Raw genomic sequence first — 14,297 nt, 5'->3', positions numbered from 1 at the left:
TTCTTCCTGGGTCGCTTTACCCCTAAGATAAATGAACCAAGCCTGTGCCACTCATACTGCATGAGTTCAGCTACCGCAGCCCCCATTTCAGCGTATTTAATAATGGCTTGATTATAAAACCTGCTGTAAACCATCAATCTCTACCAACAGGAATCAGTATTTTTGGTAAACTGCTGTTATTTCTGTTCGGTAAACATCTCTGCCTCGAATCAGGCAGGCATAGCTAAGCACCAGACACTTTAATCTAATGAAACATTCAGCTATCCGCTATTAAACAACAATAGAATTAAAATGAGCCATAAAACAGACACTTCCAAAGCAGCGATTAAGTCCGATCATACACCCATGATTCAGCAGTACCTGCGAATCAAGGCCGACCACCCTGATCAGCTGGTATTCTATCGGATGGGGGATTTCTATGAGCTGTTTTTTGATGATGCGAAGAAAGCGTCTCAGCTGCTGGATATCTCCCTGACGGCCAGGGGCAAGTCTGCTGGTGAGCCGATTCCGATGGCGGGGATCCCTTATCATTCGGCTGATGGCTATATTGCGAAGATAGTACGTGCGGGTGAGTCGGTGGCGATCTGCGAACAGATTGGCGATCCTGCTACCAGCAAGGGGCCGGTTGAGCGGAAGGTGATGCGGATTGTCACACCTGGTACGCTGAGTGATGAAGCGCTTTTGGATGAGCGTCGTGACAGCCTGTTGATCGCGGTGAATACCGACCTGCAACGCTATGGTATCGCTATTGTAGATATCAGTACCGGACGATTCAGTTTGCTTGAGGTTAGTGGTGAAGAAGCGCTTCACGGTGAACTGGAACGCATTAAACCTGCAGAGATCCTCTTTAACGATGGTCATAACCTTGCCAGCCAGTTGCAGGGATACAAAGGGCTGCGTCCACAGGCCCCCTGGAACTTTGAACGTGAAACCGCTGAACGTCTGCTGTGCCAGCAGTTTCAGACCAAAGACCTGACCGGCTTTGGCTGTGACCATCTGCCAGTGGCTCTGGGGGCTGCCGGCTGTCTGCTGCAATATGCAAAGGATACTCAACGTACCGCACTGCCGCATATTCGTCGTCTGATTCTCGAGCAACGCGATGAAAGTGTGATTCTGGATGCCGCCACCCGCAAAAACCTGGAGATCGACATTAACCTTGCAGGCGGACGCGAAAATACCCTGGCTGCGGTGATTGATAAAACCGCCACGCCGATGGGCAGTCGTATGCTAAGACGCTGGCTCAATCGACCGCTGCGTTGCCGTAATACACTGCAATCTCGTCAGGCTGCCTTGCAGTGGCTGATCAGTGATTACCGCTTTGAACCGTTATCTCCCCCGCTGAGGCAGATCGGTGATATTGAGCGGGTGTTGGCACGGGTTGCCCTGCGTTCTGCCCGCCCACGAGACCTTGAACGATTAAAAAACGCGTTTCAAGTGTTACCTGAGGTTCAGGACCAATTAGCGTCGACTCAACCCACCTTACTCAAAACCCTGGCTGAAACGGCCAGTACCTTCCCGGAACTTTGCGACCTGCTAAATCGTGCGGTCATTGAGAATCCACCTGTCGTTATTCGTGATGGCGGCGTAATTGCCACCGGTTATGATGCAGAACTGGACGAACTGCGGGGGCTAAGCGAGAACGCCGGTGATTACCTGGTGCAGCTGGAAACCCGTGAACGGGAGCGCACTGGCATCCCAACGCTTAAAGTGGGTTACAACCGGGTGCATGGCTATTTTATTGAAATAGGCAAAGCACAGAAGGCAGAAGTGCCGGTAGACTATATTCGCCGTCAGACACTGAAAAATGCTGAACGTTATATCACCCCGGAATTGAAAGCGTTTGAAGATAAAGCCCTGAGTGCAAAAAGCCGGACGCTGGGCCGGGAAAAAGTCCTCTATGAGGCGCTGGTTGAAACCCTTGCCGAACAGCTCGCCGAATTGCAGGACAGTGCAGCGGCACTGGCTGAGCTGGATGTCCTCTGCAACCTTGCCGAACGGGCAGACAGCCTTGATTATGTTGCGCCGACCCTGACTGAAGAGCCGCAAATCCAGATCAGCGGTGGACGACACCCGGTGGTTGAAGATGTGCTGGACGATCCTTTTGTCGCCAACAATCTCAGCCTCTCACCCGAGCGGCAGATGCTGATTATCACCGGTCCGAACATGGGCGGTAAATCCACCTATATGCGCCAGGCCGCTCTGATTACCCTGCTCGCCCATATCGGCAGCTATGTCCCGGCGCAAAGCGCGACCATTGGTCTGGTCGACCGGATATTTACCCGTATGGGATCGTCTGATGACCTCGCCGGAGGCCGTTCGACCTTCATGGTGGAGATGACAGAAACCGCTAATATTTTGCATAACGCAACCGAACAGAGCCTGGTGCTGATGGATGAAGTCGGACGCGGCACCAGCACCTTCGACGGCTTATCCCTGGCCTGGTCTGCAGCGGAATACCTGGCCAACGAAGTCAAAGCGATGACATTGTTTGCTACTCATTACTTTGAGCTGACCGTACTACCAGAGCTCTGCCAGGGAGTATTCAACGTTCATCTGACGGCGATGGAACATCAGGATCACATTGTCTTTATGCATGAGGTTCAGGAAGGGCCTGCCAGTCAGAGCTATGGCTTGCAGGTTGCGCAATTGGCAGGCGTGCCGGGGAATGTTATCAGCCGTGCGCGGCAGAAGCTGATTCAACTGGAAGAGGACGCCGGCCAGACTGAACAGCGCCGCCAACCTCCTCCGGTACAGGATGATCTGTTTGTTGCTCCACGTCCCCACCCTGCTCTGGTTCAGCTTCAGGCGCTGGAACCGGACAACCTGACACCCAGACAGGCATTGGAGCTTATCTACAGCCTGAAAAAAGAAGCCGAACGGCGCTAAGCTCTGCAGCGAAGAGTTCTGCAGCAAAGAGCTCTACAGCAAAGAGCTCTCCAGCGAAGAGCTTTACAGCAAAGAGTCTTACAGAAAATCCGACGCAGTGAGAAAACGCAGACAAAAAAACCGGGCATCTCAGCCCGGTTTTTTTTATCTCTATCGGCAAACAGCTAGCCTTTAAGCAGGTCTTCACCGCTCAGGCCGTTACGTTCAACAATCTCGCGTAACTTGCGCAGCGCTTCAACCTGTATCTGGCGCACCCGTTCACGGGTCAGGCCGATCTCTTTACCCACCTCTTCCAGCGTACTCATCTCATAACCTCTGAGTCCAAAACGACGGGATAGCACTTCAGCATGTTTTTCCGGCAGCATTCCCAGCCAGCCTTCCAGGTTTCCGCTGATATTCGATTTCTGTAGCAACGTTTCCGGATCTGATGACTCCTCATCAGCAATTGTATCCAGCAACATCTTATCTGAATCTTTACCCACCGGAACATCAATGGAGGTCACTCGTTCATTCAAGCCGAACATCTTCTCGACATTCTCGACCGGTCTGTCGACCGCCGCTGCAATCTCTTCAACGGTTGGTTCATGATCCAGCCGCTGGGCCAGTTCACGGGCGGCACGCAGATAGACATTCAGCTCTTTAACCACATGGATCGGCAGGCGGATAGTCCGGGTCTGATTCATAATCGCCCGTTCTATTGTTTGTCTGATCCACCAGGTGGCGTAAGTAGAGAAGCGGAAACCTCTTTCAGGGTCAAACTTTTCAACTGCACGAATCAGACCGAGGTTACCCTCTTCAATCAGATCAAGCAGCGTCAACCCACGATTGATGTAGCGACGGGCAATTTTTACCACCAGCCGCAAATTGCTTTCAATCATCCGTTTGCGCGAGGCCTCGTCGCCTTTCAGCGCACGACGGGAGAAATAAACTTCCTCCTCAGCGGTCAGCAACGGGGAAAAACCGATCTCATTCAGATATAACTGGGTTGCATCCAACGATTTAGCATTCAGCAGGTCATTATGGGCCATACTGCCCTTGCCCCGGCCACTGTTGAGAAACGCCGGTTCGTCATCAGCTACATTGTCAACATCTGAATCGTCAACATCCGCATCATCCATATCAACGGAAACCGCATCCAGTTCCTGCTCACTATTTTCAACATTTACCATTGTTTTATTCCCGAGTAACCTGGTTTTTATAGATTGTTATTAGTTACTTCATAGTGACAATCAATAATTTGTTCATCTTTTACGCGGCAGATACATCATCGGATCCACAGGCTGTCCATCTCTGCGAATCTCAAAATGCAGCATTGTTCGGGCGGCTCCGCTATTACCAATTTCGGCAATTTTGTCACCTGTTTTTACCTTATCATTTTCCTTCACCAGAATGCGACTGTTATGCGCATACGCGCTCAAAAATTTCTCATTATGATGAATAATGACAAGGTTTCCATACCCCAGCAAACCACTTCCTGCATAAACGACTTTGCCTGACTCGGCTGCAAAAACCGGCTCGCCTTTACTCCCTGCCAAGTTGATCCCCTTATTCACAACACCCTTATCACTAAAGCCCTGAATAACCTTGCCTGTCACCGGCCAGCGCCACTCTAATGTTCGTTCAGCCACCGCCGCTGGCGGCTTTTTAGCAATCAGCGGTGGCGTAACAGGCTTAGTTTTAGCGTTCGCCGGGGGCGTCGGCACGGGTCTTTTTACAGCGGCAGGTATCTTCTGAGTTGCGGGTTTTGTCGCTATGGTGGACTTTGCGGGTTTAGCGACGGGCGCTGACTGCTGACTGCGGGGAGGCGGAGGAGTCTCTTTTAGAGCCAGAGTCTGGCCAGGGTAGATCTCGTAGCGATCACTGATACCGTTGCTACGGGCCAGCTGCCTGAAATCCAGCCCATAACGAAATGCAATTGAATAGAGAGTGTCCCCCCGGCGCACCTTATAATGACCTGGCTTATAGGGGTCGGAGCGCGTCTGACTACTGACGATTTTTACCGCATGCCGTCCGCTGATTGAGCGTTCGTCCACCGGCGAATAGACACTGGTTGAACTGCAGGCAGACAACATCAGTACACCGACAATAAATACCGGTGCCTTGAGGAGATCTGCAACTGCTCTCAGCATAATCTATTCCTTGGCGGTCTGATAACGCTCCATAACAACGACAATTGCGATACCAACCAGCGTTAGCCCAATCGCCCACACTAGAAAAGCAGGCTGACCCGTGATGCTCTCAAAATGCCAGGGGAGAACATTATCCTGCTGCAGCGGCACCTGTTCTCCATGACGGTTAATGCTATAGGCCAGAGTATATTTCCAGGGCCAGACTTTATTCAGCGACCCCAGCATAAATCCTGCAAGCAATGCCAGAGTCACTTTCCGGTGGTGGCTGAACATCCAGCTCAGCAGCCGGGAAAAACTCATAATACCGACAATACAGCCCAGCATAAACAAACCGATAAGTTGAAAGTCAGCGCCTTTCACTGCAGACAAAATATGCGCATACATCCCCAGCAACAGCAAAATAAAACTACCAGAGATACCGGGTAAAATCATCGCACAGATCGCAATTGCACCCGATAAAAAAACCATTAATGCAGTCGGCTCAACACTGACCGGCGCAAAGCTGGTAATGATATACGCCACAATTGAGCCGATGATAAAGCTGGAGATCAGATTCATATCCCATTTATCGATATGACTCATCACCAACCATACCGACGCCAGAATCAGACCGAAAAAGAACGACCACAACAGAATCGGGTAGTTTGCCAGCAGAAACAACACCCCCCCGGCAATCGTAGCGATACTGGCAACAATACCCGCCAGCAGTACGACCAGAAAAGTACCGTTAACGTGCTGCCAGAACGCCACAGGCCCCTGCTTAAACAGCACTTTGACAGCCCCCAGATTAAACCCTTTGATGGTATTGATCAGCTCTTCATAGATACCGGTAATAAACGCAATAGTCCCCCCGGACACCCCGGGCACGACATCTGCAGCGCCCATCATGACGCCCTTAAAAAACAGCCCCAGATACTCCCGGGTTGTACGCTTCGTAGTCATTCAATATTCCGTTGCATTGATCAGTTCAGCGTATCGTTCCGCTTAACAGAGGCACAAACTTAACCCCTTCCAGTACCGTTGTTTCGTACTCTGTTTCTGTGACCCGGATAACCAGTTTAAGTTGCTGATTCTGGGTGCCGCCAACCGGAATAACCAGCCGGCCACCCACGCTCATCTGTGCTAACAGCTCTGGGGGCACCTGCTCCGGGGCCGCCGTGACCATAATGCCATCAAATGGCCCCCGGTCAGCCCAGCCCATTCCACCATCACTGTGTCTCAACGACACATTGTGAATTTTCAGCAGGGAGAAACGCTGCCGGGCTTTTTCCTGTAACGGTTTAATCCGCTCAACACTGAAGACCTTATCCACCAGCTGCGCCAGGATAGTCGTCTGATAACCCGACCCTGTACCCACCTCAAGCACGCGTTCAAGCGGGCCACCCGCCAGCAGAATCTCGGTCATTCGAGCAACAATATAGGGCTGCGAGATGGTCTGATTAAAACCGATCGGCAGCGCCGTATCTTCATAGGCACGATGGGACAACGCCTCATCAATAAAAATATGCCGCGGGGTATTCCCCATAACATCCAGCACCTGCTGACCGGTAATACCCTGCTCTTTGAGCCGCTCCACCAGTCTGCCGCGGGTGCGCTGGGAGGTCATCCCAATCCCCTGCAACTGCAACTTATTCACTCTAAATCCTCAAGCCAGTTACTCAGATTATCCATACCGGAATACTGTGTCATATCGATATTCAGCGGTGTAATTGAAACATAGCCGGACTGTACCGCAAAAAAGTCGGTTCCCGGCCCACAGTCCGCCGCAACACCCGCACCGGCAATCCAGAAACGCTGCGTGCCGCGGGGGTCGATAGACTCAACCGGAGCATCAGCCACCATCCGGTGACCCAGACGGGTGACATGGATCCCTTTCAACTGATTCAGTGGCAGGTCAGGCACATTTACATTTAATACCGTGCGCGGTGACAGCACCAATCCACGGATATCTCTGATCAGCTGCCGCACCACTTCTGCTGCAGTATCATAATGAACCGGACTGCTTCCCGCCAACGAAACCGCAATAGGCGGCAGGTGCAGATGACGTCCCTCCATCGCAGCAGCAACCGTTCCGGAATAGATAACATCATCGCCCAGATTTGAGCCACAGTTAATGCCTGAGATCACCATATCGGGGGGTTCATGGTAGATACCGCCGATCCCCAGATGAACGCAGTCAGTCGGCGTACCGTTAATACCAATAAAACCGTTCTGATGATGGTGCGCTTCAAGGGGACGGTCCAGCGTCAGCGAGTTACTTGCACCGCTGCGGTTACGATCAGGCGCGACCACCGCCAGTTCATGATCCTGCGCCAGAATTCGCGCTAACGCTTCCAGCCCCGGAGCGTAAACCCCATCATCGTTTGACAGTAACAGTCGCATTACTCGACCTCCGCTTCCTGTTGCCCTGACGCGGAGGTCACCTGAGCCAGCTCTCTGAGAACACTGGTGGCAAAGCTTCCGGCAGGCAGATTAAAGGCGAGCAGAAACTGATCTTCAGCCTCCTGCTCGATGGTCAGATTAGCGGGCATCAGTCGGGTTGAGCGACGCTCCTGATTCAGACCCAGACGCTCCAGCCCTTCTAACTGCTCCTGCCAGGGTGCTAACTGCTCGCTCTCCCAGGCCGCTGCATCAGCAGAACAGATTGAACGACCCCGACCCCACATCGCTGCAGTCAGATGCAGATCACCAGATGCAAGGCGGCTGAGAATAGTCTCATCCTCCACATCATAGGAAAAACAACTCTGACTGCCGTTGATCATCAATACATCCCCCGGCATTGGCTGAGCAAAAAAAGACTGCCCAATACGTTGGGACACCAGCTGATTAAACATAAATGAGCGCACCGCAGAGATATACAGGCCTTTCTTATGCCGTTGCCGCTCTTTCAGTTTACCCGCTATCAGCAGGGCGCCCTTGGAAAGATTACCCTGATGATGACCAAAGCGTTGTTCACCAAAATAGTTAGGTACGCCGGCGCGAATCTGCTCCGCCCGGCTTAACAATGCCGCGGGCTCTGTCACCTGACGCAGGCGAATCTGAAAGCGATTGCCGTTAAGGCTTCCCAATCTCAGCTTGCGGGTATGCTTAACCGCCTTCAGCACTTTGATAGTATCGGTTTCAAACAGCGACCAGGTTAAAGGAGAGCGCCCCGGCAGATGCACACTGAACCATTGCTCAGTCACCGCATGGCGGTCTTTCTTGCCGGCGTAGCCCACCTCTTTAGGACTGACCTGACAAAAATGTGCCAGTTGCCGGGCAACCCAATCGGTGTTTTCACCGGTTTTACGAATATAAAGAAACACATGATCGCCGCTGCCTTCCGGTTCAAAAGAGAGATCTTCTGTGACCTGGAAATCATCGGCTTCAGTTCGGATAACTGCACGACTGGCAGGCTCACCGTAGAGATAGTTTAACTCGGTTGGAAAGTTCATTAACGCTAGGGTTTCCGTTACTGACCGCTATCGGCCGGTGGCTTACCTGGCAACGCCGGGACCAGTTGAAAGAAGGACTCACCCTCCTTCACCATTCCCAACTGATTTCGGGCTCGCTCTTCCAGCGCATCAAGTCCCTGCTTGAGGTCTTTCACCTCAGCATCTAATTGATGGTTTCGATTTACCAGAAGGTCGTTTTCGGCCCGTTGCCGCTCAATCTCCTGCTGTAGCGCCTGAACTTCAGCCAGATTCGCTTCGCCAAACCATAGCCGGTACTGCAGCCCGATCAGACTGATCAGCAGCAACAACATAATCGAACGAAATAAACTCAGGCGAAACACAGTCCGACAGCACTCTACTCTGTATATAGTCAAAAAAGGGGGCGTTTAGCCCCCTTAGTATTCCATAGATCAGGTTAAAATTAACCCTGACCCTTAATTTCAGACAGGCCGTTGTACACAGCGTCCGCACCCAGCTCTTCTTCGATGCGCAGCAGACGGTTGTACTTAGCGACACGGTCGGAACGGCACAGCGATCCGGTCTTAATCTGGCCGGCAGCTGTACCGACTGCCAGATCAGCGATAGTGGTATCTTCGGTTTCACCTGAACGGTGCGAGATAACCACGGTAAAACCAGCATCTTTAGCCATCTTGATAGCATCCAGCGTCTCAGACAGAGAACCGATCTGGTTAAATTTGATCAGAATGGAATTGCCGATATTCTGTTCGATACCCCGGCTGAGGATCTTGGTGTTGGTCACAAACAGATCATCACCCACCAATTGAACCTTACCGCCAATCTTCTTCGTCAGGTACGCCCAGCCATCCCAGTCAGACTCGTCCAGACCGTCTTCGATAGAGACGATCGGGTAGTTTTCGGTCAACGCAGCCAGGTAGTCACTAAAGCCTTCAGCATCAAACACTTTACCTTCGCCAGACAGGTCGTACTTGCCATCTTTATAGAACTCAGACGCAGCACAATCCAGCGCCAGAGTGACATCTTTGCCCAGCTCATAGCCAGCATTTGAGATCGCTTCCTGAATGACAACCAGCGCCTCTTCGTTAGAGGCCAGGTTAGGCGCAAAACCACCCTCGTCACCAACAGCGGTGCTCAGACCACGGGCTTTCAGTACTGCCTTCAGCGCATGGAAAATCTCAGCACCACAGCGAAGACCATCGGAGAACTTAGTAAAGTTAACCGGCTGCACCATAAATTCCTGGATATCAACGTTGTTATCCGCGTGTTCGCCACCGTTGAGGATATTCATCATCGGAAGCGGCAGTGAAAACTGACCCGCAGTGCCGTTAAGCTCAGCGATGTGCGCGTACAATGGCATACCCTTAACAACTGCGGCCGCTTTCGCAGCAGCCAGAGACACCGCCAGGATAGCGTTAGCCCCCAGATTCTCTTTGTTCTCGGTGCCGTCCAGCTCAAGCATTTTATTATCCAGCGCACGCTGATCGGTCACATCCATACCGATCAGGGCTTCACGGATAACGCCATTCACCGCACCAACCGCTTTCAGAACGCCTTTACCCAGATAGCGGCTTTTATCGCCATCGCGCAATTCAAGGGCTTCACGTGAGCCGGTAGACGCACCTGACGGTGCACAGGCAGAACCTATCACACCAGACGCAAGGATCACATCCGCTTCAACGGTAGGGTTACCACGGGAATCGAGAACTTCACGGGCCTTAATGTCAGCAATCTGTGCCATTGACTAAACTCCAAATAGTATAGGTATTCTTTATTTTTCGAGGTCTTGATAGGCCAGCGCGGCTTCAATGAAACCGGTGAACAAACCGTGACCATCCCTCGGGGTAGAGGTAAATTCAGGATGGAACTGACAGGCAACAAACCACGGATGGTCCGGCGCTTCCACCACTTCAACCAGCTCGCCATCAACAGAGCGACCGGAAATAATCAGGCCAGCCGCTTCAAGCTGAGGAACATAGTTGTTGTTAACTTCATAACGATGACGATGACGCTCTTTGATCTCAGTTGAACCGTACGCCTGATAGGCTTTAGTGCCCTCTTTCAGCGTACATCCCTGAGCACCCAGACGCATAGTGCCGCCCAGATCATCCTTATATCCACGAATCTCTTTGGCGCCCTCTTCGGTCATCCACTCAGTGATCAGACCCACCAGCGGTGAAGGCGTATTCGCATCAAACTCAGTACTGCTGGCATCGGCAATACCGGCCACATGGCGGGCATATTCAATCACCGCCACCTGCATACCCAGACAGATACCCAGATAAGGCACCTTGTTCTCCCGGGCATATTTAACCGCTGCAATTTTTCCTTCGACACCGCGTTCACCAAAACCACCGGGCACCAGAACTGCCGATACATCCTTCAGCAGGTCGACACCATCACGCTCAATCTGTTCAGAATCAATGTAGATGATGTTCACTTTGGTACGCAGCGCGATGCCCGCATGGGTGATCGCTTCGATCAGCGATTTATAGGCATCCAGCAGCTCCATATATTTGCCAACCATCGCGATAGTCACTTCACGATGAGGGTTCAGCTTGGCATCGGACACCCGATCCCATTCACTCAGATCAGCAGGTGGGCACTCCAGATTAAACTGTTCGATAACAATCTGATCCAGTTTCTGTTCACTCAGCATCCGCGGGATACGGTAGATGCAGTCTGCATCCGGCAAAGAGATAACCGCACGTTCTTCAACGTTGGTAAACAGGGAGAGCTTGCGGCGCGAAGATATCGGCAGCGCAAAATCAGAACGACATACCAGAATATCCGGCTGAATACCGATCGACCGCAACTCTTTGACCGAGTGCTGTGATGGTTTGGTCTTAATCTCACCGGCAGTCGCAATATAGGGCACCAGCGTCAGGTGCATAAACATCGCCCGGCGGGCACCCAGCTCAACCCGCAGCTGACGCACCGCTTCCATAAACGGCAGGGACTCGATGTCACCTACGGTGCCACCGATCTCTACCAGGGCGATATCCGCATCGCCGGAACCTTCCAGTACCCGACGTTTGATCTCATCAGTAATATGAGGAATAACCTGAACCGTACCACCCAGATAATCACCACGACGCTCTTTACGCAGCACATGCTGATAGACACGGCCTGCCGTAAAGTTATTGCGTTTGGACATCGTCGTACGAATGAAACGCTCGTAGTGCCCTAGGTCCAGGTCAGTTTCGGCACCATCTTCGGTAACAAATACTTCACCATGCTGGATCGGGCTCATGGTCCCCGGATCTACGTTGATATAGGGATCCAGTTTCAGCATAGTCACTTTCAGCCCCCGGGCTTCAAGTATTGCTGCGAGTGATGCGGATGCGATGCCTTTCCCCAATGAGGAAACAACACCACCTGTGACGAAAATATATCGCGTCATGGGGAACCTGTGTCTGGTCGTGAAAAGTGAGTCGAGCTGTTCCGAAAACAGCTACTAAAGATGGGGCTACAGGGTATCAGAATCACCCCGCACAGACAATGCAGTTGGCTGCCAATTCACTGCAAAACCACTGCCTTTTTTTTCACTCTGCCAACCTTCGCAGATACAGATCCCCGGCAAAGCAACAATCTCATCACCAACCACACAGACCGGCCATGAGCTTCGTTGCCAGACGGGAACACGGAGTTCCTGAAAAACCTTCTTCAAACTGCATGAACCACCCCGCCCTACCGGCTTGCAACGATCCCCGTCACGACGGTTACGCAGGGTCACACCTGACAATGATTTCAACCCCGCACCATCGAGATCAGAATTAACAACCAGACAGCCCTGAACAGTCACTTCGCCTGCCAGCGTCAGGGGCCGACCACCCCACTCAAACACTGATTCATCGGGTTGTAGCAGCAACACTCCCTGATAGCGACGCAATTTCACCTCTCCCAGCGTAACAATCGGCTGCCGATCATCAGCTGCAGCGATCAGCTTAATGATACTCAGAATCTGACGCTCACCGACAGCAACCCCTGCCCGACGCAACCAGAAACGCAGCAGATTGTTTCTGCGTGGCTGACTCAACCGCATCAACGCTTCGCAGCACAGCCCACCGTCTTTAGAGACGGACGCACTGTCCATCTCAGCGAGATCGTGGTGTAACTGCTCTGCTTCTTCCATGTAACGAGCGGTATCCGACCAGCGCTGAGAGAAACCCGGCCAGCGGGCCTGCAACAGGGGCAATACAGCATGACGCAGGTAGTTACGATCATAACTCAAGTCGGTATTACTCGGGTCTTCAATCCATTCCAGCTGCTCAGCTTCAGCCCACGCCATGAGCTGCTGCCGGGACACCGACAGCAACGGCCGGAACAGCTCTGCCCGACCCAACGACCGACGTTCAGGAATACCGGCAAGACCGCGCACACCGGCACCCCGCAACAGACGAAACAACATGGTTTCCGCCTGATCATCCAGGTGATGAGCCAGCAACAGACAATCCCCCGATTGCAGAATATTCTCAAACGCCTGATAACGCGCACGACGTGCCGCCCGTTCAAGGCTGGCCGAGCCATCGACAACGACTTTTTCACTTCTAAAGGGGAGGTTGAGCGTATTGGCTAAGCGACCACAGAAGGCGCTCCACTGCGCTGACGGAGTCTGTAACTGGTGATCGATATTGACCACCAATATCCGGTCGGCCGGGAGTGCTCTGGCAGCCAGGTGAAGTAAAACGACGGAATCCAGCCCACCACTCAAACCGATCACCCAGCGCGTCACCGTACCGGATCGATTATCAAGCTGCTGATTGAAGTGGGACTGAAGGTCTTTCATGTAGCTTACTTATAGCAGTGTTTAACTCTGCTGGCAGACAAAAAAAACCGCCGGGGTAGCCGACGGTTCCGATATTACTGGCTGATGCCGTAGGACATAAGACGCTGATAACGTCGTTCAATGAGCTCTTCCGGCTCAATCTCGCTGAGTCGATCCAGCGTTTCCAACAGATGTTTTTTCAGATTCGCAGCGATCAGACCGTGATCACGGTGGGCTCCGCCCAGCGGCTCATCAACAATCTGATCCACCAGGCCCAGCGCGTGCAGACGATCTGAGGTCAGACCCATCGCTTTAGCAGCATCCGGTGCACGGTCTGCACTCTTCCACAGAATGGAGGCACAACCTTCCGGAGAGATAACTGAATAGGTAGCGTATTGCAGCATCATCAGCTCATCACAGACACCGATAGCCAGGGCGCCTCCAGAACCACCTTCACCCACAACGGTCGCGATAATCGGCGTATTCAAGCGAGACATTGCCGCCAGGTTGAAAGCGATCGCTTCCGACTGACCACGTTCCTCTGCATCGATGCCAGGGTAGGCCCCCGGAGTATCAATAAAGGTCAGGATCGGCATCTTAAAACGCTCAGCCATCTCCATCAGGCGCAGCGCCTTACGGTACCCTTCAGGACGCGGCATACCGAAATTACGACGCACTTTCTCTTTCACTTCGCGGCCCTTCTGATGGCCAATCACCATCACCGGACGACCTTCCAGACGGGCAATACCGCCGACCAGCGCACGGTCATCCGCAAAATGACGGTCACCATGAATCTCTTCAAACTCGTCGAAAATTAGCTTCACATAATCAAGCGTATAGGGACGTCGCGGATGGCGGGCGATCTGGGAGATCTGCCACTCACTCAGGTCACTGAAAAGAGATTTGGTCAGCGAACGGCTTTTAGCCTGCAGCTTGGAAATCTCTTCCTCAATATTCAGCTCATTGTCATCACCAACCAGACGCAGCTCTTCAATCTTGGCTTCCAGGTCTGCAATTGGCTGTTCAAAATCCAGATAATTGGGATTCATGTATTGATATTCCGTAAGTTTGCTTCGTTCCGGCCGGGACACAGTAGCAACTAAA

At 52.4% G+C, this 14,297-nt stretch carries 12 protein-coding genes; 1 reads left to right on the top strand and 11 read right to left on the bottom strand.

Annotation, left to right across the window (positions count from 1 at the left end; translation table 11 throughout):
• The first annotated feature begins 291 nt into the window (after positions 1-291).
• Positions 292-2,886 carry a DNA mismatch repair protein MutS gene (gene mutS, locus Q0499_RS01700; RefSeq protein ID WP_299195336.1) on the top strand — a complete coding sequence of 865 codons (2,595 nt, stop codon included), beginning with the start codon at positions 292-294 and terminating at the stop codon, positions 2,884-2,886.
• 164 nt (positions 2,887-3,050) lie between these two features.
• On the opposite strand, the gene rpoS is transcribed toward mutS, so the two are convergent.
• From rpoS to accA, 11 genes are all read right to left on the bottom strand, one after another.
• Positions 3,051-4,055 carry an RNA polymerase sigma factor RpoS gene (gene rpoS, locus Q0499_RS01695; protein WP_299195334.1) on the bottom strand — a complete coding sequence of 335 codons (1,005 nt, stop codon included), beginning with the start codon at positions 4,053-4,055 and terminating at the stop codon, positions 3,051-3,053.
• Positions 4,056-4,127: 72 nt separating this feature from the next.
• Entirely contained in the window at positions 4,128-5,015 is an 888-nt protein-coding gene (locus tag Q0499_RS01690; RefSeq protein WP_299195333.1) for a peptidoglycan DD-metalloendopeptidase family protein, read from the bottom strand.
• A gap of 3 nt (positions 5,016-5,018) precedes the next feature.
• Positions 5,019-5,957 (bottom strand): DUF368 domain-containing protein, encoded by a 939-nt coding sequence (locus tag Q0499_RS01685; protein WP_299195331.1) that lies wholly within the window; start codon positions 5,955-5,957, stop codon positions 5,019-5,021.
• A gap of 25 nt (positions 5,958-5,982) precedes the next feature.
• On the bottom strand, positions 5,983-6,651 hold the full coding sequence (locus Q0499_RS01680) for a protein-L-isoaspartate(D-aspartate) O-methyltransferase (RefSeq protein ID WP_299195329.1): 669 nt from the start codon (positions 6,649-6,651) through the stop codon (positions 5,983-5,985).
• On the bottom strand, positions 6,648-7,397 hold the full coding sequence (gene surE / locus Q0499_RS01675) for a 5'/3'-nucleotidase SurE (RefSeq protein ID WP_299195327.1): 750 nt from the start codon (positions 7,395-7,397) through the stop codon (positions 6,648-6,650). Before surE ends, Q0499_RS01680 begins: the two co-directional genes overlap by 4 nt.
• Positions 7,397-8,449 (bottom strand): tRNA pseudouridine(13) synthase TruD, encoded by a 1,053-nt coding sequence (locus Q0499_RS01670; RefSeq protein ID WP_299195325.1) that lies wholly within the window; start codon positions 8,447-8,449, stop codon positions 7,397-7,399. Before Q0499_RS01670 ends, surE begins: the two co-directional genes overlap by 1 nt.
• A 17-nt stretch (positions 8,450-8,466) precedes the next feature.
• Positions 8,467-8,760, bottom strand: coding sequence for a cell division protein FtsB (ftsB, locus tag Q0499_RS01665; RefSeq protein WP_299195370.1), 294 nt, complete (start codon positions 8,758-8,760; stop codon positions 8,467-8,469).
• 110 nt (positions 8,761-8,870) lie between these two features.
• On the bottom strand, positions 8,871-10,166 hold the full coding sequence (gene eno / locus Q0499_RS01660; RefSeq protein WP_299195323.1) for a phosphopyruvate hydratase: 1,296 nt from the start codon (positions 10,164-10,166) through the stop codon (positions 8,871-8,873).
• Positions 10,167-10,196: 30 nt separating this feature from the next.
• Positions 10,197-11,828 carry a CTP synthase gene (locus Q0499_RS01655; protein WP_299195321.1) on the bottom strand — a complete coding sequence of 544 codons (1,632 nt, stop codon included), beginning with the start codon at positions 11,826-11,828 and terminating at the stop codon, positions 10,197-10,199.
• A gap of 66 nt (positions 11,829-11,894) precedes the next feature.
• Positions 11,895-13,214 (bottom strand): tRNA lysidine(34) synthetase TilS, encoded by a 1,320-nt coding sequence (gene tilS / locus Q0499_RS01650; protein ID WP_299195319.1) that lies wholly within the window; start codon positions 13,212-13,214, stop codon positions 11,895-11,897.
• Positions 13,215-13,288: 74 nt separating this feature from the next.
• On the bottom strand, positions 13,289-14,242 hold the full coding sequence (gene accA, locus Q0499_RS01645) for an acetyl-CoA carboxylase carboxyl transferase subunit alpha (protein ID WP_299195317.1): 954 nt from the start codon (positions 14,240-14,242) through the stop codon (positions 13,289-13,291).
• Positions 14,243-14,297 lie beyond the last annotated feature (55 nt).

It is taken from the genome of uncultured Amphritea sp., from assembly GCF_937127095.1.
Taxonomy (GTDB): domain Bacteria; phylum Pseudomonadota; class Gammaproteobacteria; order Pseudomonadales; family Balneatricaceae; genus Amphritea.
Note: the sequence above shows the minus strand (reverse complement) of the source record. Positions and strands in the feature narration are given on the sequence as shown.